21 protein-coding genes and 3 tRNA genes are annotated in these 24343 nt (G+C 57.9%); 14 read left to right on the top strand and 10 right to left on the bottom strand.

From position 1 onward, the window contains the following. Positions 1–12 precede the first annotated feature (12 nt). Entirely contained in the window at positions 13–456 is a 444-nt protein-coding gene (gene rimI, locus AFK65_RS03030; RefSeq protein ID WP_038858109.1) for a ribosomal protein S18-alanine N-acetyltransferase, read from the bottom strand. After that, on the bottom strand, positions 425–835 hold the full coding sequence (locus tag AFK65_RS03025; RefSeq protein ID WP_038858112.1) for a DNA polymerase III subunit psi: 411 nt from the start codon (positions 833–835) through the stop codon (positions 425–427). The genes rimI and AFK65_RS03025 overlap by 32 nt, the downstream gene beginning before the upstream one ends. A gap of 105 nt (positions 836–940) precedes the next feature. Here AFK65_RS03025 and rsmC point away from each other — a divergent pair, with 105 nt between their 5' ends. The 4 genes from rsmC (at position 941) to AFK65_RS03005 (ending at position 2419) form a co-directional block, all read left to right on the top strand. Beyond that, positions 941–1969, top strand: a complete 1029-nt coding sequence (gene rsmC / locus AFK65_RS03020) for a 16S rRNA (guanine(1207)-N(2))-methyltransferase RsmC (RefSeq protein ID WP_007705566.1) — start codon at positions 941–943, stop codon at positions 1967–1969. Between the two features lie 130 nt (positions 1970–2099). Then, positions 2100–2185: transfer RNA gene (locus AFK65_RS03015), tRNA-Leu, on the top strand. 32 nt (positions 2186–2217) lie between these two features. Continuing rightward, positions 2218–2303 (top strand) — tRNA-Leu (locus tag AFK65_RS03010). A gap of 30 nt (positions 2304–2333) precedes the next feature. Further along, a tRNA-Leu gene (locus tag AFK65_RS03005) sits at positions 2334–2419 on the top strand. 80 nt (positions 2420–2499) lie between these two features. On the opposite strand, the gene AFK65_RS03000 is transcribed toward AFK65_RS03005, so the two are convergent. Next, positions 2500–2784 (bottom strand): DUF1435 domain-containing protein, encoded by a 285-nt coding sequence (locus tag AFK65_RS03000; RefSeq protein ID WP_007705564.1) that lies wholly within the window; start codon positions 2782–2784, stop codon positions 2500–2502. 197 nt (positions 2785–2981) lie between these two features. Between AFK65_RS03000 and AFK65_RS02995 the strand changes: the two genes are divergently transcribed. Both AFK65_RS02995 and fhuF read left to right on the top strand, forming a co-directional pair. Further along, positions 2982–4049 (top strand): GGDEF domain-containing protein, encoded by a 1068-nt coding sequence (locus AFK65_RS02995; protein ID WP_038858113.1) that lies wholly within the window; start codon positions 2982–2984, stop codon positions 4047–4049. A 103-nt stretch (positions 4050–4152) separates the two neighbouring features. Further along, positions 4153–4941 carry a siderophore-iron reductase FhuF gene (gene fhuF / locus AFK65_RS02990; protein WP_007705561.1) on the top strand — a complete coding sequence of 263 codons (789 nt, stop codon included), beginning with the start codon at positions 4153–4155 and terminating at the stop codon, positions 4939–4941. Positions 4942–4970: 29 nt separating this feature from the next. Here fhuF and AFK65_RS02985 read toward each other — a convergent pair whose 3' ends face one another. Beyond that, on the bottom strand, positions 4971–6317 hold the full coding sequence (locus tag AFK65_RS02985) for a PTS sugar transporter subunit IIC (RefSeq protein ID WP_007705558.1): 1347 nt from the start codon (positions 6315–6317) through the stop codon (positions 4971–4973). A 395-nt stretch (positions 6318–6712) separates the two neighbouring features. On the opposite strand from AFK65_RS02985, the gene AFK65_RS02980 reads away from it, so the two are divergent. Beyond that, positions 6713–7171: a YbaK/EbsC family protein gene (locus AFK65_RS02980; protein WP_007705555.1), complete on the top strand. Its 459-nt coding sequence runs from the start codon at positions 6713–6715 to the stop codon at positions 7169–7171. Between the two features lie 32 nt (positions 7172–7203). On the opposite strand, the gene bglJ is transcribed toward AFK65_RS02980, so the two are convergent. After that, on the bottom strand, positions 7204–7890 hold the full coding sequence (gene bglJ / locus AFK65_RS02975; protein WP_050569318.1) for a DNA-binding transcriptional activator BglJ: 687 nt from the start codon (positions 7888–7890) through the stop codon (positions 7204–7206). Continuing rightward, positions 7839–8570, bottom strand: a complete 732-nt coding sequence (locus AFK65_RS02970; RefSeq protein ID WP_007705550.1) for a helix-turn-helix transcriptional regulator — start codon at positions 8568–8570, stop codon at positions 7839–7841. The genes bglJ and AFK65_RS02970 overlap by 52 nt, the downstream gene beginning before the upstream one ends. 526 nt (positions 8571–9096) lie before the next feature. On the opposite strand from AFK65_RS02970, the gene AFK65_RS02965 reads away from it, so the two are divergent. The 7 genes from AFK65_RS02965 (at position 9097) to opgB (ending at position 15532) form a co-directional block, all read left to right on the top strand. Continuing rightward, entirely contained in the window at positions 9097–9873 is a 777-nt protein-coding gene (locus AFK65_RS02965) for a threonine/serine exporter family protein (RefSeq protein WP_007705547.1), read from the top strand. Continuing rightward, positions 9864–10337, top strand: a complete 474-nt coding sequence (locus AFK65_RS02960) for a threonine/serine exporter (RefSeq protein WP_007705544.1) — start codon at positions 9864–9866, stop codon at positions 10335–10337. The genes AFK65_RS02965 and AFK65_RS02960 overlap by 10 nt, the downstream gene beginning before the upstream one ends. Before the next feature lie 65 nt (positions 10338–10402). Further along, a complete protein-coding gene (locus AFK65_RS02955) occupies positions 10403–10858 on the top strand; it encodes a MarR family winged helix-turn-helix transcriptional regulator (protein WP_032805172.1) in 456 nt (151 codons plus the stop codon). An 80-nt stretch (positions 10859–10938) separates the two neighbouring features. Beyond that, positions 10939–11367, top strand: a complete 429-nt coding sequence (locus tag AFK65_RS02950; RefSeq protein WP_004386492.1) for an organic hydroperoxide resistance protein — start codon at positions 10939–10941, stop codon at positions 11365–11367. A gap of 222 nt (positions 11368–11589) precedes the next feature. Next, the gene (gene dnaT, locus AFK65_RS02945; protein ID WP_038858117.1) at positions 11590–12135 is read left to right on the top strand and encodes a primosomal protein DnaT; all 546 of its coding nucleotides are present in this window, start codon (positions 11590–11592) and stop codon (positions 12133–12135) included. 2 nt (positions 12136–12137) lie between these two features. Further along, positions 12138–12875, top strand: a complete 738-nt coding sequence (gene dnaC / locus AFK65_RS02940; RefSeq protein WP_038858119.1) for a DNA replication protein DnaC — start codon at positions 12138–12140, stop codon at positions 12873–12875. 365 nt (positions 12876–13240) lie between these two features. Then, positions 13241–15532, top strand: a complete 2292-nt coding sequence (gene opgB / locus AFK65_RS02935; RefSeq protein ID WP_032805171.1) for a phosphatidylglycerol--membrane-oligosaccharide glycerophosphotransferase — start codon at positions 13241–13243, stop codon at positions 15530–15532. Between the two features lie 9 nt (positions 15533–15541). Here the strand turns inward: opgB and AFK65_RS02930 are convergent, their stop codons facing one another. From AFK65_RS02930 to AFK65_RS02915, 4 genes are all read right to left on the bottom strand, one after another. Then, positions 15542–16501, bottom strand: coding sequence for a GGDEF domain-containing protein (locus AFK65_RS02930; protein ID WP_038858120.1), 960 nt, complete (start codon positions 16499–16501; stop codon positions 15542–15544). 217 nt (positions 16502–16718) lie between these two features. After that, a complete protein-coding gene (locus AFK65_RS02925) occupies positions 16719–18506 on the bottom strand; it encodes a diguanylate cyclase (protein ID WP_038858122.1) in 1788 nt (595 codons plus the stop codon). A 242-nt stretch (positions 18507–18748) separates the two neighbouring features. Beyond that, complete coding sequence (gene tsr, locus AFK65_RS02920) at positions 18749–20416, bottom strand: methyl-accepting chemotaxis protein (RefSeq protein ID WP_038858124.1); 1668 nt, start codon at positions 20414–20416, stop codon at positions 18749–18751. Positions 20417–20896: 480 nt separating this feature from the next. Then, positions 20897–23944, bottom strand: a complete 3048-nt coding sequence (locus AFK65_RS02915) for an autotransporter serine protease (RefSeq protein ID WP_038858126.1) — start codon at positions 23942–23944, stop codon at positions 20897–20899. Positions 23945–24343 lie beyond the last annotated feature (399 nt).

Below are 24343 nucleotides of genomic sequence, written 5' to 3'. Positions count from 1 at the left end.
CTTTCTTGATTATCAGCCCAACGGTAGCGCCATGATGATGGCGTCTTCGCGCCCGTCGGACGTCGGGTAATAGTTGCGGCGAATCGTCGCCTCGTTAAAGCCCAGGCTTTCATAGAGCGCGCGCGCCGCGTGATTCGAGGCGCGCACTTCGAGCCAGAGCGTCAGCACGCCGCGCGCTTCGAGCGCCTCGATAAGATGTTCCAGAAGTGCGCGGCCCAGACCGCGGCGCTGAAAGGCCGGGTCGACCGCGATATTAAACAGCGTGGCTTCATCCAGCACGACCTGGGTAATCGCGAACGCGGCCATTTTACCGTCGACATCAAGGCGCAGGTTCAGATAGCGCTCGCCCTGGTTGCTGGCGAACGTTTTTTCGCTCCAGGGAAACGCATGGGCCCGCTGCTCAATCGCGAACGCCGCCGTCAGATCAGCGCTCTGCAGTAAGGAAATCATCTTCATGCTCGCAAATTTGTTGCCAGAGATCGGCGCGCGCCGGGCCGCTGCGCTGTAACGTTTCCAGCCCCGGCGTCACCAGGCGGGCGCCGGGCAGCTCAGGCGGCGCGTCCACGCCCAGACACCAGCTGTTGCAGTGAGCGTCATGCAGCATCGCCACGCGATCGGGAGTTAACTGCATCACCTGGTCGGCATTAAGCGCCAGCGCGCGCAGCACATCTTTTATCAGAGGCTGAGTGAGCGGCGGCGGCTCGGCGGCCACCATGACCAGGCGAATATGAGGAGGCAGCACAATGGCGATTTCACCCAGCAGCGCGGCGGGGCGACGCAATACCCACTGGGTAATGCCCAGTTGCTGTAATCGCCAGTCTCGTCGGGATATCATAGGGATGCCTGAATCAGTGCCGAAGGGGCGCAAATATAGCAAATCCGTCGAACATGCGCCAACAAACCACTATAATCGCCCCTCAAGTTTCCGAAGGAGTGTTTCATGTCTGGTTTTTCCCCGGCAAGCGAAGTTCTGCTGCGCCACAGTGATGATTTTACCGAAAGCCGCGTTCTGTTTGCCGGCGATATGCAGGATGACCTGCCTGCGCGTTTTGATACCGCGCAAAGCCGCGCGCATACGCAGCAGTTCCACCACTGGCAGGTGCTGAGCAAGCCGATGGGCGATAACGCGCGCTACGGCCTGGTGGCCGACGCCGATATCGTGGCGGACAGCGATACCCTGATTTACTACTGGCCGAAGAACAAGCCGGAAGCCCAGTTCCAGCTGATGAACCTGCTGTCGCTGCTGCCGGTCGGCACCGATGTTTTCGTGGTCGGCGAAAACCGCAGCGGCGTGCGCAGCGCCGAGGCGATGCTGGAAGAATACTGCACGCTTAATAAAATCGACAGCGCCCGTCGCTGCGGGCTTTATCACGGCCGTCTCGAAAAACAGCCGGCATTCAATGCCGAGGGCTGGTGGGGCGAATATCAGGTCGATGATCTGACCATCAAGACCTTGCCGGGCGTCTTCAGCCGCGACGGACTGGATGTCGGCAGCGATCTGCTGCTCTCCACCCTGTCGCCGCATACCAAAGGCAAAGTGCTGGACGTGGGTTGCGGCGCGGGCGTGCTGGCCGCGGTGCTGGCGAGCCATTCGCCGAAAGTGCGTCTGACTCTGTGCGATGTAAGCGCGCCGGCGGTGGAAGCGAGCCGCGCGACCCTTGCCGCGAACGGTTTTGAAGGTGAAGTGGTCGCGAGCAACGTCTTCTCGGAAATTAAAGGCCGCTTCGACATGATCATCTCCAACCCGCCGTTCCACGATGGCATGGAGACCAGTTTTGAAGCCGCGCAGACGCTCATTCGCAGCGCAGTGCGCCATCTGAACATCGGCGGCGAACTGCGTATCGTGGCGAACGCGTTTCTGCCGTACCCCAACGTGCTCGACGAAACCTTCGGCAACCATGAAGTGCTGGCGCAGACCGGCCGCTTTAAGGTGTATCGCGCCGTAATGGGCCGCAACGCGAAGCGTTAAGCCTGTTCACGCGTCGGATGCCGCTTTTTGCACCATTCAGAAAAGCGGCATGCAATTAAGTGTTGACGAAGTCCAGAAAACATCTAGAATGCGCCTCCGTGGTTGCAATACTTCCCGGTATTGCTGGTATGCGAAGGTGGCGGAATTGGTAGACGCGCTAGCTTCAGGTGTTAGTGTCCTTCGGACGTGGGGGTTCAAGTCCCCCCCCTCGCACCAAAGACCACGCAAGAAAGTATCGCTCGCACTGCGCGAAGGTGGCGGAATTGGTAGACGCGCTAGCTTCAGGTGTTAGTGTCCTTCGGACGTGGGGGTTCAAGTCCCCCCCCTCGCACCAATGCGATGGCGATACGATAAAAGAGACAGTGCGAAGGTGGCGGAATTGGTAGACGCGCTAGCTTCAGGTGTTAGTGTCCTTCGGACGTGGGGGTTCAAGTCCCCCCCCTCGCACCACTTCTTTTATCACTTCTTCTGCTTCCCTCTGCTTTATCCCGTTTTCACTCCTGCTATTTCTCAGCCTTACCCCAGCGTTTTTACGGATTCAGCGCCAGATGCAGATGCGATACGATCAGCATTAATCCGCTGGTGAAAGCGATGCAGGACGGCAGCAACACATAATGTCGCAGGCGCGGATGATAGAGCATGCCGACAGTCGCCAGCAGCGCCAGAACAATAATGACTCGCCACGCCTCCCAGCTCAGCTCCTTCCAGGCCAACATCGCCACCAGCGTGCCCGGCAAAATGACGGCCCAACCACTTTCCAGTCGCCTGTACAACATCGTTTCGCCTCTCGTATCGATAATGATAAACAATATCATATGATATAAATTCTCATTTGTCAGCGATTATGAGTTTAGCGTGGCTTTACTTCAGTTAAGAGGTAATGACATACGGGAATGAAGGTGATAAATTAGCCGCCTCGGTTAAGAAAAATCTTACTCCCTGTTACATAGCACAATAAGCCCATTCTTTATCCGGCTTTTATAAAAACCTGATAGCGCTAAATAAGTCACCAATGGATATGACTGCAAATAACTGGCGAGCACTGACGGAAGAAAAATATCAGCTCTCACTGAAACTCTTTCTGTTTCTTAATCTTTTTTCCGCGCTGTTTAATCTCGTGGATCCGCTTTATGACTATCCACATATTCCCTGGCCAGCGTTATGCCTGATCGCCCTGTGCGGCAGCCTGTTGCTGCACGTACGCACGCGTGTTTTCAGCCTGAAGGCGATTAACCTGACGGCACTGCTGACGGGCGCGTTATGGTCGATCAATATCTGGCTGAAAAGTCCGTGGTGTGTTTTTCATGATGGCACTTGCCTGCTTATTACATTGCTCGGCGCGTTGTTTATCGCCGCGCTGTCATTTATTAATATGCCCGGACCATCTATTGCGTTCTGCCTGCCCGTCACCGCCACGATCCTGTGGCTGGATAACGCCCGGCATCCTGTTCTTTATGCTTATACGATAATACTGCCGTTAATGGGTCTGGTTATCCGGCACTTTATCGCCAGGCGAAACGATATTTCCGCCCGGAAATTAATGCAAAAGCTGACAGACGAAAAAGCGACGCTCAACGATCTCAGCATGATGGATCCGCTGACCGGCCTCTGTAACCGCCGCGGCTTTCAGAATCGCTTCGATAATCTGGCGCCGGACGCCGGCCAGCTGTTTGTACTGCTGATGGATATCGACCATTTCAAAGCCTATAACGATCATTATGGTCATATGATGGGCGACCAGGCGCTCACCCGCGTGTCGGCGGCGATCCGCGACGCCGTGCGCTCGCGGGATATCGTCACCCGCTACGGCGGCGAAGAGTTTATGGTGCTCTTAACCCAGGCGGATGAAGAAAGCGCCCGCCTTACCGCCGAGCGCATTCGCCAGCGGGTTTACGATTTACGCATTCCGCATATTTTTAATGAAAGCGTGGCGACGAACGTAACCCTGAGCATCGGCATTGCGCCGCTGGAAAACGGCGATATCGACGACGCGCTGCGACGCGCCGATGAAGCGCTCTACGCCGCTAAAGACAAAGGCCGCAACCATATTCTGTACCACGACGCCCGGCGCGCCGCCTGACGGCGCTGCCGCGTCGGGTTTGCGGTCAAATAACTTGCACTCGTTTCAGCCTATAGTTAGGATTGGCAATCATTATCATTTAGATTTGCTATTCACAGACGCTATGGCTTATCGCTCTCTTCATTCTGTTGATGAATTACTCTGGCGCGCCCCGCTGCATCGTCCGCCATCGACGCTGGCGTTGCGCCTGCGCGACGCGTTTACGACGCACCGCGCGCATTTTCACGACATCATGAAGCTGGACGAAACGCCTCCTTCTGCGGCGCTGAGCTTCAGCGAGTGGACGCAGCCCGCGACGCTCGCCACCTTAATGGCGCTTTACTCTGATCATATTTACCGCAATCAGCCGGGCGCGGTACGCGAAAATAAACCGCTGAAATCGCTCTGGGCGCAGTGGTATCTCGGCTTGCTGGTGCCGCCGCTGATGCTGGCGCTGTTGACGCAGCCGCAAGCGCTGGATCTGAGCGAAGAGAATCTCGCGGTCGAGTTTCACGAAACGGGCCGCGCGACCTGCTTTTACCTGACGGTTGAAGAAGATGCGCACGCCACGACGCTTCCCGCGCGCGAGCGGCTGGAGAAGCTGCTGGTGGAGGTCATGACGCCGGTCGTTGAGGCGCTGGAAGCCTCTGGCGATATTAATGGCAAGCTTATCTGGAGCAACACCGGTTATCTTATTAACTGGTGTTTTGGCGAATGGCGCGAGTGGCTCGGCGACGAGACCGTCGACGCGCTGCGCCAGAGCTGCTTTTTCGAAAAAACATTGCTGAATGGTCAGCCAAATCCGCTGTTTCGCACTGTAGTGATGCGTGAAGGGCTACTGGTGCGCCGCACCTGCTGCCAGCGCTATAAGCTGCCTGACGTGCAGCAGTGCGGCGACTGCACACTCAAATAATTAACGGCGGGTCTCCCCGCCGTGTGTCATCAGGCCGCCTGTTCGCCTGCCCCCTGCGCCTCTTTCAGCGCTTCTTCCGCTTCCTGCGCCAGTAACTGCTTCTCGTAGACTTTAAAGAACGGGAAGTAGATGATGGCCGATACCACCGCGAGCACAATCACCAGCAGCGCGGCGCGGAAATCCCAGCCCAGCGCCCAGGCGGCGCCAATCGGCGCAGGCGCGGTCCACGGCACCACAGAAATCACTCTTCCGATTAAATCAAACTTCATCGCCGCCCAGGCCAGCACCGCGTTCAGCATCGGGGCCAGCAGGAAAGGAATAAAGAACACCGGGTTCATGACGATGGGGGTGCCGAAAATCACCGGCTCATTGATGTTGAAAATGCTGGGTACGACGCTCAGACGTCCTATCGATCGCAGATGCGCGGAGCGGCTGCGCAGATAGCAGAACACCAGCCCCATCGTCGCCCCGGAGCCGCCGATCACAATGAAGAACGTCCAGAACGCCTCCATAAAGATGTGCGGCAGCGGCGCGCTCTGCGCGAGCGCCGTCTGATTAAGCCCGAGGTTGGTCAGCCAGAACATCTGCAGCATGCCGGAGACAATCGCCGCGCCGTGAATACCCGCAAACCACAGCAGATGCCCAATCAGCACGGCCAGCAGAATAGCGGGCAGCGAATCCGCCGCCGAGACCAGCGGCTTAAAGATGGCCATGATCGCCTGCGGGATCAACAGATCGAACTGTGACTGAATTAGCAGGCTCAGCGGGTAGAGCGTCAGCACCACCACCAGGACCGGGATCAGCAGATCGAAGGAGTTTTTAATCATCGGCGGCACCTGATCCGGCAGGCGTATGCCAATGTTATGCGCCTTCAGAAAACGCATCATCTCCACGCAGTAAATCGCCACCAGAATCGCGGTGAAAATCCCCGTTCCGCCGAGGCTGTCCACCGGCAGCGCTCCTTTGGTTTTCGGCGCGGCCACCAGCATAAAGGCCATCAGCGACAGCATGGCGCACATGAAGGGGTCCAGCTGATGCGACTTCACGTAGTGTTTGCCGAGGTTATAGGCGATGGCGGCACAGATATAAATCGACATGATCCCCATCGTCATATCAAACGGCGTGAGGATCTGCCCTTCAAACTGCTTCGCCAGATCCAGCCACGCGCGGGCAAAGCCCATTGTGGTATCCGGTGAAAACGGCGGATAGGCGAACACCAGTAAAAACGAGCCGACAATCATAAACGGCATGGCGGAGATGAACCCGTCGCGAATCGCCATCACATGGCGCTGCGCGGAAATTCGGGAAGCTATCGGGCTGACATAGTTTTCAACAAAGCGAAATATCACATCAAAGGCAGCATGGTTGGCAGACATGGCGGTCTCCTGTCAGGCAATCAACGTGAATACGCGGCGAAAAGCCGACGCGCATCATCCCATAATCCATTGAACTGAAAACCGTAACCGGGTATGTCGCTCTGCTTCCTGCGCAGTGAAATCTTCCGGGCTGCAACGGTGGTGTACTGCCTTGCCAGCGGCGTAACTGAGAAAGAAAGTTTTCATAGACGGCTCTTATTATTGGTTACAGAGGGAGGTTACTTAACCAGTATTAATCCGCTCTGGTCGCTCTGCAACCGGTTACAGTAACCGGTTTCTTTGATTGTGAAGGAGATCCAGAAAACACCGGATAGTCGCGGGAAAGCGCTTTTCCGATAATTTACAAAACCTGGTGCGGTATGCCAGATTAGGACAGCTTTTTTCAGGAGAAATAAATGAGTCTGGAATCCGTGCGGCAATTTTTTGTCGAAAACGCCCCCGATATTGAAATCATCGAACTTAACCAGAGCACCGCTACCGTCGCGCTGGCTGCCGCCGCCCATCAGGTGGAACCCGGCCAGATAGCGAAAACGCTCTCGCTGAAAGTGAAAGATGAAGTGATTCTGGTCGTCGCTAAAGGCGACGCGCGGCTGGATAACAAAAAGCTGAAAACCACGTTCGGCGCAAAAGCGCGAATGCTCAGCTGCGACGAAGTGGTTACCTGGACCGGTCACCCGGTGGGCGGCGTCTGTCCGTTCGGGCTGGAAAATGCGCTGGCGGTCTACTGCGACGTTTCACTGCGCCAGTATGACGAAGTGCTGCCCGCAGCGGGCGCTATTCACAGCGCCGTGCGTATTTCCCCGACTCGCCTGGCGGAGCTGACCCAGGCGCAGTGGGTGGACGTGTGTCTGTAAGTGAGGCGCATAACGCCTGCCGCGCCGTCAGCTCAGTATGTGCGATGACGCGCCCGCCGCAGGCTTAAAATAAGCCTGCGGCGGTGCAAAAGAATATCCGCCGCATTCAGCAAGCCGGCGTCGGTATGCACCCCGAGCTTCAGCATCGCGTTAAACTTATGCGCGCGAATGGTTTTGATATTGCGCTCCAGACGGCAGGCAATCTGCGACACCGAATAACCGTCCGTCAGGTATCGCAGGATAATCCGCTCAGTCGGGCTCAACAGCCGCGATCCCTGGCTGGCGTACCAAATCTTATGGGGCGACTCGCTCGCCCTGGCCGAATCGCTCATCGCCGACATCAGTTCATCGGTGAAGCGCGACAGCGTCTCCGATTTATCAATAATCCCCTGTAGCGGCGTCGGAGAAAGCTGGCTTATCAGTTTCGCCTCATTGACGTTATTCACCATCACAATACGTTTCATGCGCGGCCAGGCTTTCGCCATTTCACTGACGAACTGCAGACAGTCACGTCGATGCTCACGCGTGCCTTCAAGCGAAAATATCACGGCGGAAAAGTGGCGGTGCGTCAGCGCCTGAATAAAGGCATGATGATCGGCAAATATTTCCAGGCGGCATGACGTCGAATTATTTACCTGCAACAGCGATCGTATTCCTTCGCCGCTCATTACGCATTTTTCAATGAGCGCAATGCTTCGTTTTTCGACTCCGTGTTCCATTCAGCCTGTTCCTTATGTAATGAAAGCAAATTTAATTCCTTTAAACCCTGCAAGCTGCTAATCCATGCATACATTTCTGCATTACCACGCAATGATAAGCGCCGCATGGCGCTGTTTTTCTGCGCGCTGATGGTTTTATTGCTTTTTTTCAGCATCTGGGCGATTTGATTAATTCCCCAGCCTTTACCGAGCAGCCGTAATACTTGCTTTTCCGACGACGTGAGCATAACGGTCGTCGCGGGCTCTTTTTCCTGCGCCTGACGCGGCGTCACTAACATCTGGCTTACCCGTTCGGCTTTTTCGCGCCCGAGCCGCACCGCGTTGACGACGCCTTCCACCGGTTCTGCCGTGGAAAGCAGCGTGGTCTCCGGGCGCATCAGCAGTTGTACCGCCAGGCTGAACGAGACGGCAGGCACGAGGAAAATCCAGTGCACGCCAGGCGCCTGCGCCACCAGCGAATAGTAGGCCTCGCATTCGCGGCGGGCGTCCTCCGGCGTACAGGGCAATTCGGCCAGCACCATATCGACCGGGTTGAGTAACGGCAGCGTTATCTCCGCGCTGCTGTTATAGTGATAAAGTTCAGTTTCCGGAAAATGGCGGTTCATAATCGCCCCCAACCCGGTATGCACGACGGGGATTTGGCTAATAATAATGCCTTGTTTGCAACGTCCTGGTAACATATTTCCTCCGGTTATATCCTTCCGGCCAAACCTATTTTAAAGCTAATCAGTGAGATAATGTAAAAATAAACCTCAACATCTAAATAAAGATAAAAACCGCGCAGAGGCGTAAGCAGATAATGTATATAAATGGACAAAAAGAATTTCTCGTCCGGGTAAACGCTGGCATTCTATGAACCCTTTATTTTACTGTCAACGATAAAAAAGGCGAAAAATACGCCACCATTAATTAAAGGATATTCTCATAGTAAAAAGATAAAAAATGTCTATTTATAGACACCACAACATTACCTGTTAATTTAATTCCGCCATGTTGTCTATACGCGATTAATTATTACTATTAATAATGAATACTGACCGCGTCCCTCTTTTAAAGCATCGTGACAGCGCCCCGTCCACGCCATGCGCGCCCATAACCCGCAGCAAAATGCAGCAAGCTTGATCTGCCTCCACGGCTGCGCCTCGCGGCACATGTTAATAATGGACACTCCTGGCGCGCCGGCGCCTTTTCTCACCAGGACCGAATATGGAAGCGGATGCTTTAGCGCAGCGGGACGTCACCCGTTTGTGTATTCAGTGCGGACTTTACTTATTACAGCACGGCGCGGAGAGCGCGCTGATTGATGAACTGACCACGCGTCTCGGCCTCGCGCTGGGCATGGACAGCGTGGAGAGCTCGATTTCCGCCAACGCGATTGTGCTGACCACAATAAAAGATCATCACTGCCTGACGACGACGCGAAAAAACGTCGATCGCGGCATCAACATGCACATGGTGACCGAAGTACAGCACATCGTCATCATGGCTGAACATAAACTGCTGGACCGGCACGACGTTGAGAAACGCTTTTCGCAGCTAAAACCGCTGCGTTACCCGCGCTGGCAGGTGGTGCTGATGGTGGGCCTCTCCTGCGCGTGCTTTTGCAAAATGAATAAAGGCGGCTGGGACGGCGCGCTGGTGACATTTATCGCCAGCACCCTGGCGATGTATGTGCGTCAGACGCTGACGCAGCGCCACCTCCATCCGCAAATCAACTTCTGCCTGACGGCTTTTGTGGCGACGACCGTCTCTGGTCTGCTGCTCGCGCTGCCGCCGTTTGCCGGCACCTCCGCCGTGGCGATGGCCGCCAGCGTCCTGCTGCTGGTGCCGGGGTTTCCCCTCATCAACGCGGTGGCGGATATGTTTAAAGGTCATGTGAATACCGGTCTCGCCCGCTGGGCGATGGCGAGCCTGCTGACGCTCGCCACCTGCATTGGGGTGATTATGGCGATGGCGTTATGGGGGCTTCGGGGATGGATGTAATTCGTATTATTACGCTGATGCTGGAAGATATGCTGCTCTCCGCCATTCCGGCGGCGGGCTTTGCGATGGTGTTTAACGTGCCGCGCCGCGCCCTGCCCTGGTGCGCGCTGCTGGGCGCCGTCGGTCACGGCTCGCGCACCGTCATGATAATAATGGGGCTGAATATCGAATGGGGGACGTTTCTCTCGGCGATGCTGGTCGGCTGCATCGGCATCCAGTGGTCGCGCTGGTATCTGGCGCACCCGAAAGTGTTTACCGTTGCGGCGGTCATCCCGATGTTTCCCGGCATTTCGGCCTATTCAGCGATGATCGCCGCCGTGAAAATCAGCCACTTTGGTTACACCGACGCATTAATGATCTCGCTGGTGACCAACTTTCTTAAAGCGGCGTCCACTGTCGGCGCGCTCTCTATTGGGCTTTCGCTGCCCGGCCTGTGGCTCTATCGAAAACGCCCGCGGGTATAGAGGCTATTACAGCAACAGGCAAAACCTCACTTGCAATTAAATCGCGCACTACTTATATTGAAAGCATGAAGACGACACAACAAACAAGCAAAGCGCTCTCGCTGGATTTAGACAACCAGCTCTGCTTCGCGCTCTACTCGACAAACCTGGCGCTGCATAAAATTTATCGCCAGTTGCTGACGCCGCTCGGGCTGACGTACCCGCAATATCTGGTGATGCTGGTGCTGTGGGAGCAGGACGACGTCACGGTTTCTGAGATTGGCGAGCGGCTCTATCTGGACTCCGCCACGCTGACGCCGCTGTTAAAGCGGATGGAAACGGCAGGACTTCTGATGCGTCAGCGCTCGCGCCAGGATGAGCGACAAGTGATCGTCACGCTCACCGACGCAGGCCGGCAGTTAAAGGCCGCCGCTCATAACATACCGGGCTCGGTGCTCTGCGCCACCGCCTGCGATAAAGACACCTTGCTGGATCTGAAAGATCAGCTTGAAGCATTACGCCACAATCTGAATCAGCAGTAAGCGCCATCTGCGGATGGCGTGAGAGCAACAGATAAGTAGCACGCGATTAAATAGCCTAAAACTTAAATAAGGAATATTGCATGTCTTTAGAAAACGTCATCTACCGCGCCAAAGCAAAAGCTACCGGAGGCCGCGACGGTCGCGCCACCTCGTCTGACGGCGTGCTGGATGTGAAGCTGGGCGTACCGAAAGAGATGGGCGGCATGGGCGGCGACGTCACCAACCCGGAACAGCTGTTTGCCGCAGGCTACTCCGCCTGCTTCCTGGGCGCGATGAAATTTGTCTCCGCCCGCGACAAAATCGCGATGCCGAAAGACGCGTTTATCGAAGGCGAAGTCGGGATCGGTCCGCTGCCGACCGGTTTTGGCATCGAAGCGAAACTGAATATCCACCTGCCGGGGATGGACGCGGCAGAGGCGCAGAAACTGGTCGATGCGGCGCATATTGTCTGCCCGTACTCTAACGCGACCCGCGGCAACATCGACGTCACTCTGAACATCATTGCCTGACGCTATCCCCGCTAACGGGGAAGCTTAAAATAAAAAAACGAAACTGCCCTCACCAGGGGACGCGGAGCGCGCCAGATGTCATGGCGCGCTCTTTTTTTACGTGCGTTTCCGCGCGCCAATAAGCTCAAACCCCGCCTCTGACTATGCTACTATGAAGGAATTATCGCCTCTGCTGGCCATTTATGCGCCAGTGTCTGATAACGCTTTGATTGAGAACGTTTTATGTCTTCCAGAATCCTGACCCCTGATGTCGTTGATATTGACGCCTTCCGGCGCAATCCCGGCAGCGCGCTGGCGCACGCCGAACGTGGGGCCGTGGCGGTGTTTGATAACAATGCGCCCGCATTTTATGCCGTGACGCCGGCGCGCATGGCGGAACTGCTGGCGCTGGAAAAACAGCTCGCCGCGCCCCGCTCCGATGTCGCGCTGGAAGCGCAATTCTTCGACGAAGGCAACGACGCCGCCCAGCCCGTCCCGGTGCCGATGGGCAAATTCGCCATGTATCCGGGCTGGCAGCCCGATCCGGAGTTTCAGCGTATGGCCGCGCTCTGGGGCATTCCGCTGGCGCAGCCGGTCACCAGCGAAGAGCTGGCCTCGTTTGTCGCCTACTGGCAGGCGGAGGGCAAAGTCTTCCACCATATCCAGTGGCAGCAGAAGCTGGCGCGCAGCATTCAGATGAACCGCGCCACCTTTACGTCATCGGCGCGACGCGACGTCAACGCCATCGCGCAGCCGGACGACCATATTCCTGACGGCTTTCGAGGGTAAACATGAAAAACGTCACTGACCTGATGATGCGCCTGAAGCGGCTGATGCCGCCCGACGTTAAACCGGCCTTTAAAACCGGTGAAGAGCTGATCGCCTGGCAGCAGGAGCAGGGGCGGATCCGTTCAGAGGCCATTGAGCGTGAAAACCGCGCGATGAAAATGCAGCGCACGTTTAACCGTTCCGGCATTCGTCCGCTGCACCAGAACTGTTCGTTCGATAACTACCGTGTCGAAAACGACGGGCAGATGAACGCCCTCAGCAAAGCGCGCCAGTATGTCGACGCCTTTGACGACAACATCGCGAGCTTTGTCTTCGCCGGTAAACCGGGCACCGGCAAAAACCATCTTGCCGCCGCCATCTGTAACGAGCTGCTGCTGCGCGGCAAATCGGTAATGATCATTACCGTCGCCGATATCATGTCGGCCATGAAAGACACGTTCGGCAGCCGCGAAACCAGCGAAGAGCGCCTCCTGAACGATCTGAGCAGCGTCGATCTGCTAGTGATCGACGAGATCGGTATGCAGAGCGAATCACGCTACGAAAAAGTGATCATCAACCAGCTGGTGGATCGGCGCTCGTCCTCCAAGCGTCCGACCGGCATGCTGACCAACCAGAACATGGATGAGATGACCAAACTGCTCGGCGAGCGCGTGATGGATCGTATGCGTCTTGGCAACAGCCTGTGGGTGAACTTCAACTGGGACAGCTACCGCAGCCGCGTCACCGGTAAAGAGTACTGAGCCCGCCTTTTCATGGGGCGCGTTTTCTGCGCCCCGACACGCCCCCTTCCCTGCCGTCTCGCTTCGCTTTCCCCGCCCTGTAGCGAAATAGTCGCTGTTATAACATTTTCATGAAAGAAGCTGCTTTTTACTGTGTCCGCTTACTGTCCATAACTAAACATCGGTTTCCCGCTGACGCCCTTCGTTATGCCGCGCCACAGGCGCTGAGACGCGGCTCAAAAATTTGCATTTCTAAACCTTGTCTGAACTGATCCACATAAAGATGACGCTAAAATTGTAGGAATATGACAGCAAAGTTATATTTCGCTGTTAAAAAAGCGGTTTAACCCCAACGGGCCTGGCGCCTTCGCTGCGAGGATGTGGTGTTGTCAGAGTGGCTTTCCATACTTTTCTTTATCGCCTCGGTGGCGCTTTACGCCTTTAAGGCGGGTCGTAACACCTGGTGGTTTATCGCCACCCTGGTGGTGTTAGGGCTGTTCATTATCCTCAATCTGACGCTGCTCGCCAGCAACTATTTCACCGGCGACGGCATTACCGACGCGGTGCTCTACACTCTGACCAGCAGTCTCGCCGGCGCGGGCGTCAGTAAATACATTCTGCCCGGTATCGGGCTTGTCGCGGCGCTGCTGGCGGTCTTCGGGCTCCTGACGTGGATTTTGCGCCGTCGCCGCCACCTGCCTTATCACTTCGGTTACAGCTTCGCGGCGCTGTTGCTGGCGCTCGCCTCGGTGGACGCCAGCCCGGCGTTTCGCCAGATAACGGAACTGGTGAAATCCCAGACCGCCGAAGGTAGCCCGGATTTCGCGGCATATTATAAAGAGCCGCAAAAACGTATTGAGAACCCGCAGCTCAACCTGGTCTATATCTACGGCGAGAGCCTGGAGCGCACCTATTTTGACGACAAGGCGTTCCCGAACCTGACGCCGGATCTGGGCGCGCTCAAAAATGAAGGCATCGATTTCAGCCACACCGCGCAACTGCCCGGCACTGACTATACCATCGCCGGGATGGTCGCCTCCCAGTGCGGCATCCCGCTCTTCGCGCCCTTTGAGGGGAACGCGTCCGCGTCGATGTCGAGTTTCTTCCCGCAGAACGTTTGCCTTGGGGATATCCTGAAAAACTCCGGTTATGAGAACTACTTTATTCAGGGCGCGAACCTGCGCTTTGCCGGTAAAGACGTCTTCCTGAAATCTCACGGCTTCGATCATCTCTACGGCGCCGAGGAGCTGAAAAGCGTGGTGGCGGACCCGGCTTATCGCAATGACTGGGGCTTCTACGACGACACGGTGCTGGACGAGGTCTGGAAGCAATACGAAGCCCTCTCGAAAGCGGGTAAGCGCTTTTCGCTCTTTACGCTGACGGTTGATACGCATCACCCGGACGGTTTCGTGTCGCGCACCTGCAAACGTAAGAGCTACCCGTTCGATGGCAAGCCGAACCAGTCTTTCAGCGCGGTGAGTTGCAGCCAGGAGCATGTCGCGGCGCTTATCAACAAAATCAAAGCCTCGCCCTATTTTAAAAACACCGTCATCGTGGTCTCGTCCGATCATCTGGCGATGAACAACACCGCTTATAAATATCTCAGCAAGCAGGATCGCAATAACCTGTTCTTTATTCTGCGCGGCGACCAGCCGCAGCAGGATGTGGTCGCGGTGAAGCGCAACACAATGGATAACGGCGCGACGGTGCTGGATGTTCTCGGCGGGGATAACTATCTGGGGCTCGGGCGCAGCAGCCTCTCCGGCCAGTCGCTCTCGACGGTGTTCCTGAACATGAAATCGAAAGTGCTGGCGTGGAAGCCCGATATCATCAGCCTGTGGAAATTCCCGTCGAAGATAGACAACTTCACGGTCGACACGCAAAAACAGACCATCGCGTTTTCCGGCAGCCACTTCCGCCTGCCGCTTTTACTGCGCGTGTCGGATAAACGTATCGAGCCGCTGCCGGAGAGCGAATACTCCGCGCCGCTGCGCTTCCAGCTGGCGGATTTCGCCCCGCGCGACAACTTCCTGTGGGTGGATAACTGCTACAAGATGGCGCGCCTGTGGGCGCCCGCGCTGGCGCTCTCCACCGACTACTGCGTCTCGCAGGGCCAGCTCGGCGGCGAGCAGAAGGTACAGCGGGTGGATAAAGCTGTCTGGCAGGGCAAAGCGGCGTTTCGCGATACGGTCATCGACACCGCGCGCTACCAGCGCAACGTCGAAACGCTCAAAGTGATGGATAACGACATCCGCTATCAGGCCGACAGCTTTATCTTCAACGTGGCGGGCGCGCCGGAAGAGGTGAAACAGTTCTCCGGCATTTCACGCCAGGAATCCTGGGGCCGCTGGTCTAACGCGCAGCTCGGCGAGGAAGTGAAAATCGAATATAACCAGCCCCTGCCGGAGAAATTCGACCTGGTCATTACCGCCAAAGCGTTTGGCCCGAACGCCGGGAAACCGATGCCGGTGAAAGTGGGCGAGAGCGAACAGACGCTGACGCTCGGCAGCGAGGTGTCCACCACCACGCTGCATTTTGAGAATCCGATGCGCAGCAACACGCTGGTGATCGTGCCGCCGGATCCGCAGTCGACCAACGAAGGGAATATTCTCGGGCACTCGCCGCGCCGTCTCGGCATCGGCATGGTGTCCATCAAGGTGATTAACGCGAGCGGGTGATCCCGCTCGCTAGCCGATCCGCTTTCTGCGCTTCTCGGAGTACATCACGTTGTCGCTCTCTTTGATCATCTCCAGCAGCGAATCGTAATTCCCCGAATCGCGATGGAGCATCCCGTAAGAATAATTAATGTTATAAGGCTTACCGGCGCGCAGGTTATGCGCGTCCAGGCTTGTGCGCAGGTTATTCAGAAACGGCTGCGTGTCGCTCTCGCGGGCCAGCAGCACGGCGAATTCATCGCCGCCCAGCCGCCCGGCGATATCTTTCGGGCCCAGATGCTGGCGCAACTGGCTGGCGAAGACTTTCAGCACCTCGTCGCCTTCCGCGTGGCCCCACAAATCGTTAATAGGCTTAAAGCGGTCGAGATCGAAATAGAGAATGCTGAACGGTTCGGTGTTCTCCTGTAGCGCGCTAAACCGTTTTTCGCCGCGGCGATAAAAGCCGCGGCGATTCGGAATACCGGTCAGGCTGTCGGTCATCGCCATGCTAATCACATGAAACTCATCTTCGACGATAAACGCCAGGTCTTTCAGCGTGGCGATATCGTCGTCGCTGAAATCGCGCGGCGTGCCGTCGATAATACAGAGCGTGCCGACCACCGCGCCATCCGGCAGGCGCACAGGGTAGCCCGCGTAAAAACGGATAAACGGCTCGCCGGTGACCAGCGGATTATCGTGAAAGCGCTCATCCTGGCGGGCATCGTTCACGATAAACGGCCCTTCCTGCAAAATCGCGTGCCCGCAAAACGAGACGTCGCGCGTGGTTTCGCGCGTGTTCAGGCCCTGGCAGGCCAGCAGCCACTGGCGGTCGCGATCGAGCAGGCTAATCAGCGCCACCGGCACCTGAAACAGTTTTTTCGTCACCCGCGTCAGGCGCTCAAAGCGCTCGTCATCCCTGGTATCAAGCAGATCCATCATATACAGCGATTTCAGCCGCTCTTCTTCATTTTCCGGAATACCAGGAAATCTCATGCACTCTCTCCGCGTCAATAACAGCGCGCCCGCCTGTCACAGAGGGCCATTCTGCCAGAAAATATATCGTGGTAAACGGGTGAGTATAGGAAGAAAAACGGCGGGTTTGCGAAACGGCAGCCGGTGCCGCTGATGCCCGGCGCCGCGTTTTTCAGCGGCCGCGCGGCAGCGTCAGCCGGCGCGCGGCGCGAAATTCAGACTAACCGCAGCCGCGCCGTCAGGCGGTCGGCTTCAGCCGGTTCGCCACGACTATGCGCGAGCGCCCCATCTCTTTGGCAAGATAGAGCGCGATATCGGCGTTTTTCACAAGATTGTCGCGCCGCGCGTGATCGGGCCAGGTGGCGAGGCCGATGGAGACCGACACCGGGCCAATCTCCTGGCCGTTATAGCGCAGCGACAGCTCGCCGACCTGCGTCAGCATACGTGTCGCCAGCGCATGCGCCTGCGCCTGCGCCAGGCCGGGCAGCAGCACCAGGAACTCTTCGCCGCCATAACGAAACACCTGCGCCGTGTCGCCCGGTACGGCGCGGATCGTCCGCGCCACCTCTTTCAACACCGCGTCGCCCGCGTCATGGCCGTACTGATCGTTGAGCGTTTTAAAGTAATCAATGTCGATCATCAGACAGCTCACCGGCGAGCCGGTCGCCTCCGCCTGGCTGATACAGGCGTGCAGCGCGTCTTCCAGGTGATAGCGGTTGCGCAGGCCGGTCAGCGAATCGAACATCGCTTTTTCGGTTAACTCATCGCGCAGTTTCTGGTTGGCGAGCGCCAGCGCCAGCGTTTCGGCCATCAGCTCCAGATAGACATAAGGCGGTTCCTGCGCCTCACTGATTTTTTCAAACGACAGCAGCCCGATGGTTTCATTCTGGGCGATGAGCGGCACGCAGATAGCCCGCAGGGCGGCCTCAGGCGGCAGATGCTTACAGGGGATATCGACCAGGTCACGGCCAGGGCTGTGCGTCTGCCCGCGACGCAGCGCCCAGCATTCGTCCGGCGTAAACGCCGTATCGCCGCCGGAGGCCTCAAGCCAGCGGGCGGCGCAAATCATCAGGTGGTCGCGCGCATCAAGCACATAGAGCCGGCCCGCCAGTCCGGGCGCGATTTGCGGGGCGAACAGCCGCGCCAGCTCAATAATATCGCTGCGCGATTCGCTGCCCTGCAACCGCTGGGTCATGCGCGACAGCAGCCGCCGGATGGCCCAGTCGGCGTCGCGCTCCTGCTCCAGACGCTGGCGCGCCAGGCCGTTTTCACGAAACACATGGATAGCCTGCGCCATATCGCCAATCTCATCCACCTGCTGCAACAGCGGCGCTTCCACCGCGTAATCCTGCGTCGCCAGCCGGTTGACCACATCGCTCAGCTTCACCACCGGTTGCAGAATGCGGCGCTTGAGGATAAACCCGAGCACAAAGAGAAACAGCAGCGCCGTCAGCCCAACCATGATTTCCGAGAGCGTGCGCAGCCGCAGCGAAGCGTCGGTCGCCGCCTGAATCGTCGCGCCGGTGCGCTGGTCCAGCAGGCTTCGAAAATGCGCAAACTGAAAATCCATTCGATCGAGCTCGCGCTCATAGTTGACGCCAAACAGCAGTTGCAGGGCGCGGGCGTTATCGCCGCGCGCCACCGCATCCACCGCCTGTTGCTGTTCATCTTCCAGCCCATGGGCCACCGCCATGCCCTGGCGCAGATGCTCTAACTCTTCAGGCCCGGCGCCCACATCCCGTAGCCGCGCCAGGTGCGCTTCATCCTGATCGTCCTGGACTTTTTTCGCCTGCCAGGCCGCGAGATCCTGCGGCCTGCGCTCCACCACATAGACGCGCGCCAGCTCGGTGAGCGCGTAGGTTTCCTGCTCCACCGTCGCCGTCAGGCTGTCATAGGCGGCCCCCTGACGCACGGCCGCCCGCTCCGCCTTGTCAGCGCCGGAGGCCATCATCAGCACCACGCCGGAGGCGAGGGTCAGCGCGACCGTCGCGCCATAGGCAATGTTGGTCATCGTTGCGATGCGCACAGAAGATCCCGTTCGTTAAAAGAGGGCTGAACATGACCAGGCCGGTCTTAACAAGAGCGACGCCCCGGTTTCGTTGTCTGACTAAACAGTTAAATTATAGAAGTCGTTAACCGATTCTTAATATAAATGCGTCAGGCCAGGCGCGGGTTTTCTAAAGCGCCTGCGCGTGGAATACCCGCCATAAAAAAAAGCCCCCGCCGCGTGAGCGACAGGGGCTGATGACGCAGAAACGTTCAGAACGCTTAGAACGTTTCCCAGTTATCGCTGCCCTGGGCCACGACCGGCTTCTGGGTAACGACCGGCGCGGCGCTTGCCAGAACCGGGCTGACGCTACGCGGCTTGTCCTGCGCGCTCTGGCTGATGCGGAACACGGCGACGGACTGCGTCAGGCGGCTCGCCTGCTCTTCCAGCGCGCTCGCGGCGGCGGCGGACTGCTCCACCAGCGAGGCGTTCTGCTGGGTCACGCGGTCCATCTCGGCGACGGCCAGACCGACCTGGTCGATGCCGCGGCTCTGCTCGTCAGAGGCAGAGGCGATTTCGCCCATGATGTCGGTTACGCGGGTGACCGCGCTGACGATCTCGCCCATGGTTTCACCGGCGCTTTCCACCAGCGTCGAGCCCACGTCCACTTTGCTGACGGAGTCTTCGATAAGGCCTTTAATCTCTTTCGCCGCCTGGGCGCTACGCTGCGCCAGGTTACGCACTTCGCCTGCCACCACGGCGAAGCCGCGGCCCTGTTCGCCCGCGCGCGCGGCTTCTACCGCGGCGTTCAGCGCCAGGATGTTGGTCTGGAAGGCGATGCCGTCAATCACGCTGGTGATATCGGCAATCTTCTGGGAGCTGCCGGCGATGTCGCGCATCGTCTGCACCACGTTATCTACCACTTTGCCGCCTTTCTGCGCAGTTTCCGACGCGCTCAGCGCAAGCTGGCTCGCCTGACGGGCGTTTTCGGCGTTCTGTTTCACGGTGGCGGTCAGCTCTTCCATGCTGGCGGCGGTCTCTTCCAGAGACGCGGCCTGCTCTTCGGTGCGGGAAGAGAGATCGTTGTTACCGGCGGAGATTTCGCTCGCGCCGCTGTAAATCGCATCGGCGCCGTTACGCACTTCGCCCACGGTACGCACCAGTTCGCCCTGCATATGTTTAATGCTGGCGGCCAGCTGACCCATTTCGTTAGTGCCGTCGACGTCAATCTGACGCGCCAGGTCGCCGCTCGCGATATGGCGAATGCTGTCGATAAGACGGTTCAGCGGGGCGATAAGGGTGTTCTGGATACCGAACCAGACGCAGACAATCACGCCCAGCACTACGGCCAGCACGCCGACCAGGATCCAGATAGCCATGCTGTAGGAGCTGTTGCTGCCTTCCACGGCGATGTCATACAGGCGATCGTTCTGCGCCATGTATTCGGTATAGGCTTTCTCGAAACCGTCCTGATATTTCTGGGTCGGCTGGTCGAAGAATTCGTTGATTTTTCCGGCCGCGAGCAGCTGAATCAGCTCCGCCAGCGCGCCGTGATAGATGTCGTAGTTACGCTTGATCTCCTGCGCGTACTCTTCGCTCTGGCGCGGATCGCGCGGCAGGGCCTGGTACTCCGCCCAGTGCGTTTCCGCCTGTTTCAGGGAGCTGCTGGCGATCTGCATCAGCTCCTGCACCGTCGCGCCGCTGCCAATGTTGCTCGCATCCATCATGTGGCGGATACCGGCGCGGTTTAAGGTGTTACGGGTCTGGATCAGCGCGACCCAGCTACCGTTCAGCGTGGACTGCTGCTGGCGGATAGTTTGCAGAACGGTGAAATTTTCCTTGTCACTTTTGATGGCATTAAAGAACAGGCCACCGGAAGCCATTTGCAGAAGACCGAACAGGGCCAGAACAAACAGCAAACTGGTTACAACTTTTATGCGGTTTAACATGGTTTCTCTTCCCGATACGACAGATGGAGAGAGTTTCGGCATGAAAACCAAAAACTTTATAAGGATAAGCCCCCGTGCAGACCGATTTTTGTACTAACTTTGGTGGGTAAATCGCCATAAATACGCAGTGTGTGACGCAGGTCATATTGCCACGGGCGGGAATACAAATTAAGCCACGCTTAATTTCGGATTTTAGTATGACGAAATAGCGCCCAGGCGCAAAACGTTAGCCGTTTGCTCGGAAGTGAATATAAATAGCTGAAACCAGGAAATAATGACTGACAGGGCAGACCACGGGTTAAACAGCGATCAGACGACGCCATTAAATATAAAAATAGTAGTATAATCACATTTATTAATTATTAATAAATTGATGTATATGTCTGGTGTCACCGTATAAATAAATGGCTGCTGGCACCGCACATTTAAAAGGTGCCCTCCGTGGCGCCTTTATTGATTACCGCAAGCGATGCCGACTTATCAGAAATTCCAGCTAAAGCCTGCGTTCACGCTGTTATCCTGATAGTTTTCGGAAATCAGCCCGCTGTAGCCGAGCGACAGATGCGCGTTGCGGTTCACCGCGACTTCCGCGCTCGCTTTCAGCACCGTGCCGTCGCGCGAGGCCGACACGCTGTTGGTCACAAACGGGGTGCTGCTGCCCTGGAATTTCAGGCCGGTGGCGCGATCAAGCTCGCCATACTGATGCTGCCAGCCCACTTCGCCGCGCAGCGCCACGGTCGTTTCCGCGGTGGCGTCCCACTCCAGCCCTGAACGCAGGCCCAGCGTGGAGAACGTGGCGTCGGTATGCTGCTTGTCGCCATGCAGCGCCGTGGCCCCGCCCTGCTCATTGATGCGATTGTTTTCAAAGTTCACGTAAGAGACGTTCGCAAACGGCTCGACGCTCACCATCCCCGCGGCCAGCTGGTAACCGGCCTCGGCGAAGAACTGCTCGGTACGGGCGTTATATTTCGCGTCGCTATGGTCAGACTGCGTACCAACGCTTACGGAACGGCTGGTGTCGAAACGGTGCCAGGTATAACCCGCACCGGCGCGCAGCGCCAGCTCGCCCAGCTGTTTGCCGCCGTAGACCGCCAGATGGTAGTTGTCGCTGTCAGCGCCCGCGCCGTAGCCGCCGTCAAGCGAGGTGCGGGTGTAGCCGGTCGCCACGCCCATGCGCCAGTCGTCGGCATACGCGGAATCGAGCCCCAGCAACACGCCGTAGGTCGATGCCTGATACCCCGTGGCGTTCGCATCGCCGGAGGCGTGATCCCACGCGCCTAACAGCTTCGCCCACGCGCCGCCGTCATCGGCCGCCACCGGCGAGACGCTGGTCAGCCCTTCCGCCTGACGCAGACGCTCGTTCAGCGTATCGCGCAGGTAGCGGCTGTCGTTAATCTGCGCCGAGGCGATATCCGCGTGGATCTGCCCGCCCAGTTGACGGAACGCCTGACGCGCCTGTGCGGCCGAACCGGTCGAGAGCAGGCTCTCATACACCGGATTGCCCGCGCCGAGCGTCTCCAGCGCGCCGGCGACCGCGCGGCCGTTGGCGGTATCCGCGACGCTCGCGAACGTGGTGTCGTTACGCGCCACATCCAGCGTCACCTGACCGCCCGCGTAGCCCAGCGAGGTGCCGAGGAACAGATAATCCGGCGCCACGCTGTCGAACTGACCAGTGATGCCGTCCGCCGCCGACAGAATGTTGTACTGCTGGCCGAGCAGGCTGCGCACTTCGGCCTGGCTCAGCAGATTGCTGCTGTTCTCAAGCGATACCGCGACTTCGCCGCCGTTCAGCGCGATAGCGCCCGTGGCGTTAATCACGTCGCTGCGCCCGTCCGGCGACACTTCCACCGCGTAGCGCGAGCCTGGCTGGAACGTGACGTCGCCATTCACATTCAGCGTGCCGATGGAGTTGCCCGGCGCGACCGTACCGCCGCGCGCCGCCGTCAGCGAGCCGACCGTCCCGTTACCCGCCAGCACGCCCTGCTGTTGCACGGTCACGTCGGAAGTGACGGAGCCGTTAACCACCAGCAGGCCGTCATTCACCAGCGTCGGGCCGGAGTAGGTGCTGGCGCCGGTGAGCCACAGCGCGCCCGCGCCCTGTTTGGTCAGGCCGCCGTGGCCGGAGATATCGTTCGACCAGACATCCATCGCGCACTGAATATCGCTACAGGTGCGCGCCAGTTTGGTACCCGCTTCCACTTCTTCGCCGATGCCCGGAATATCGGCGATAAACTGCGAGGAGCCGTAGGCCACGCCGTCCGGGTCCGGCACGCGGAATTCTTCAGGAATATCGTCCACGGTGTAGAACATGCCCGGCCCGTGGATCGCCTTGCTGAGATCGATCATCCCCCAGCCGTACAGCGCGTCGATGCCCGGATCGCCCATATCCACGGTAGTGGTTTTCAGCACCTGGGCTATCTGCTCGCCGGTCATATACGGGAAGCGCTCCATCAGCACCGCCACGCTGCCCGCGACGTGCGGGGCGGCCATCGAGGTGCCGCTGTAGTTGGCGTAATCGGTCGTCAGCGTCTCCAGGCTGGTGCCTTCAATCACCGAGCTGTAAATCCGGCTGCCCGGCGCCGAGACGCAGAAGCTCGCGGTGTAGCCGCAGCGGGAGGAGAACGTACTGATGGTGTACGGCACGCTGTTGGCGGAGGCCGGATCTTTCATCACGCTCGCGACAGAAAGCCAGTTCGGCGCGATATCCGGCACAAAGTACGCGAGTCCCGCCATCGCGTCCGGGTTATTAAGGTTGTAGTCATTACCGGCGGCGAAAATAGTGACGATGCCGCTACGGGCCGCGTCGATAGCGCCCTGATACGCGCCGCCCGGTTTGGTGCCGAGGATCTGTTTGATCTGATCGAACTGCGCCTGCGCGTCGGACACGGTGAAGTGCGGATACGCCGGATCTTTCCCGCCCTGATCGAATTTCTCGGTGATGCCGATGCCCCAGCTGTTGTTGATAATGCGCGCGCCGCTGTCCATCAGCGCATGCCAGCCCGCCTCATACACCGCGCCGTCATTGCCGAGAATAATCCCGTCTTCCGGGCCGGGGTCGCCGTTTTCAGCGCTGATGATCTGTGCGTTAAACGCCACGCCGTGCATCGGCCCGCCGTCGCGGCTGCCTGCCGCAATACCGCCAACGTGGGTGCCGTGCGCGCCCAGTTCGCCATCGGAATCCACAGACGGCGTACCGTCATAGCGGAAGGGGTCGCCTTTTTTCACCGGAATATACGGGTCGGTATATTCGCGAATACCTTCGGTGACGAGGTTAATGACCTTATCGGTGCCGGAGAATTCCGGGTGCTTTGCATAAACCGGCTGATCGAAAATACCGAGCTTAATGCCTTTGCCGGTATATCCCGCCGCGTAGGCTTCATCGGCGTGAATAGCGCCAAGGCCCCACTCCGCATTAAATTCGCTGCTGCGCCAGCTGGCGGCATCGCCCGCTTTGCCCTGCTCAATATAATTACTCGCCCCCGCCTGCCCGATACCGGCCAGACCTAATGCTATCGCCACCGCGCTCATGCGAATACGTCGCCCGCCCCGCACAGGCGAATATCCCGCCTGAACAGGTTCTGCTGCTCTGCTTCTGTTGATCATCCCAGAGACCGTCCATTGATTGTGAGTTTGCAAGGGGCCAGACGCGCCGGCCCTTATTGTCATAGGTATTGCGCGCGGCCTCGTCGGCCGCTGCGAATATGAATGTTAAGCAGAATTTATTTATTTGCGCCAGTGCGGATATCGAGGGGGTAAATTTAAAAAGGTGAGCTGCGTCATACTATTTTTCTATCGGTTTTATGGCTTTAGTCCGCTAAACAAACACGGCGCTCATAACATTATCGCGACGTGAAGCGCTTTTAGCGCTTCGCTTATTTCAGCGATTTTCAGAAACCTATGTAAAATTAACCGATTACCAACCGTGAA

This window comes from Cronobacter universalis NCTC 9529 (assembly GCF_001277175.1).
Classification (GTDB): Bacteria; Pseudomonadota; Gammaproteobacteria; order Enterobacterales; family Enterobacteriaceae; genus Cronobacter; species Cronobacter universalis.
The sequence above is the reverse complement of the archived record's forward strand: the minus strand, read 5'-3'. Positions and strand labels throughout refer to the sequence as shown.

What these genes read in the sequence shown, in the direction of transcription:
- AFK65_RS02960 (WP_007705544.1), top strand. Translation starts at nt 9,864, where the DNA reads ATGGATGTAATTCGTATTATTACGCTGATGCTGGAAGATATGCTGCTC.
- dnaT (WP_038858117.1), top strand. Translation starts at nt 11,590, where the DNA reads ATGTCTTCCAGAATCCTGACCCCTGATGTCGTTGATATTGACGCCTTC.
- fhuF (WP_007705561.1), top strand. Translation starts at nt 4,153, where the DNA reads ATGGCTTATCGCTCTCTTCATTCTGTTGATGAATTACTCTGGCGCGCC.
- bglJ (WP_050569318.1), bottom strand. Translation starts at nt 7,890, where the DNA reads ATGGAACACGGAGTCGAAAAACGAAGCATTGCGCTCATTGAAAAATGC.
- AFK65_RS03000 (WP_007705564.1), bottom strand. Translation starts at nt 2,784, where the DNA reads ATGATATTGTTTATCATTATCGATACGAGAGGCGAAACGATGTTGTAC.
- rsmC (WP_007705566.1), top strand. Translation starts at nt 941, where the DNA reads ATGTCTGGTTTTTCCCCGGCAAGCGAAGTTCTGCTGCGCCACAGTGAT.
- AFK65_RS02955 (WP_032805172.1), top strand. Translation starts at nt 10,403, where the DNA reads ATGAAGACGACACAACAAACAAGCAAAGCGCTCTCGCTGGATTTAGAC.
- AFK65_RS03025 (WP_038858112.1), bottom strand. Translation starts at nt 835, where the DNA reads ATGATATCCCGACGAGACTGGCGATTACAGCAACTGGGCATTACCCAG.
- AFK65_RS02970 (WP_007705550.1), bottom strand. Translation starts at nt 8,570, where the DNA reads ATGTTACCAGGACGTTGCAAACAAGGCATTATTATTAGCCAAATCCCC.
- AFK65_RS02985 (WP_007705558.1), bottom strand. Translation starts at nt 6,317, where the DNA reads ATGTCTGCCAACCATGCTGCCTTTGATGTGATATTTCGCTTTGTTGAA.
- AFK65_RS02930 (WP_038858120.1), bottom strand. Translation starts at nt 16,501, where the DNA reads ATGAGATTTCCTGGTATTCCGGAAAATGAAGAAGAGCGGCTGAAATCG.
- AFK65_RS02995 (WP_038858113.1), top strand. Translation starts at nt 2,982, where the DNA reads ATGGATATGACTGCAAATAACTGGCGAGCACTGACGGAAGAAAAATAT.
- AFK65_RS02965 (WP_007705547.1), top strand. Translation starts at nt 9,097, where the DNA reads ATGGAAGCGGATGCTTTAGCGCAGCGGGACGTCACCCGTTTGTGTATT.
- AFK65_RS02980 (WP_007705555.1), top strand. Translation starts at nt 6,713, where the DNA reads ATGAGTCTGGAATCCGTGCGGCAATTTTTTGTCGAAAACGCCCCCGAT.
- rimI (WP_038858109.1), bottom strand. Translation starts at nt 456, where the DNA reads ATGAAGATGATTTCCTTACTGCAGAGCGCTGATCTGACGGCGGCGTTC.
- tsr (WP_038858124.1), bottom strand. Translation starts at nt 20,416, where the DNA reads ATGTTAAACCGCATAAAAGTTGTAACCAGTTTGCTGTTTGTTCTGGCC.
- dnaC (WP_038858119.1), top strand. Translation starts at nt 12,138, where the DNA reads ATGAAAAACGTCACTGACCTGATGATGCGCCTGAAGCGGCTGATGCCG.
- AFK65_RS02950 (WP_004386492.1), top strand. Translation starts at nt 10,939, where the DNA reads ATGTCTTTAGAAAACGTCATCTACCGCGCCAAAGCAAAAGCTACCGGA.
- AFK65_RS02915 (WP_038858126.1), bottom strand. Translation starts at nt 23,944, where the DNA reads ATGAGCGCGGTGGCGATAGCATTAGGTCTGGCCGGTATCGGGCAGGCG.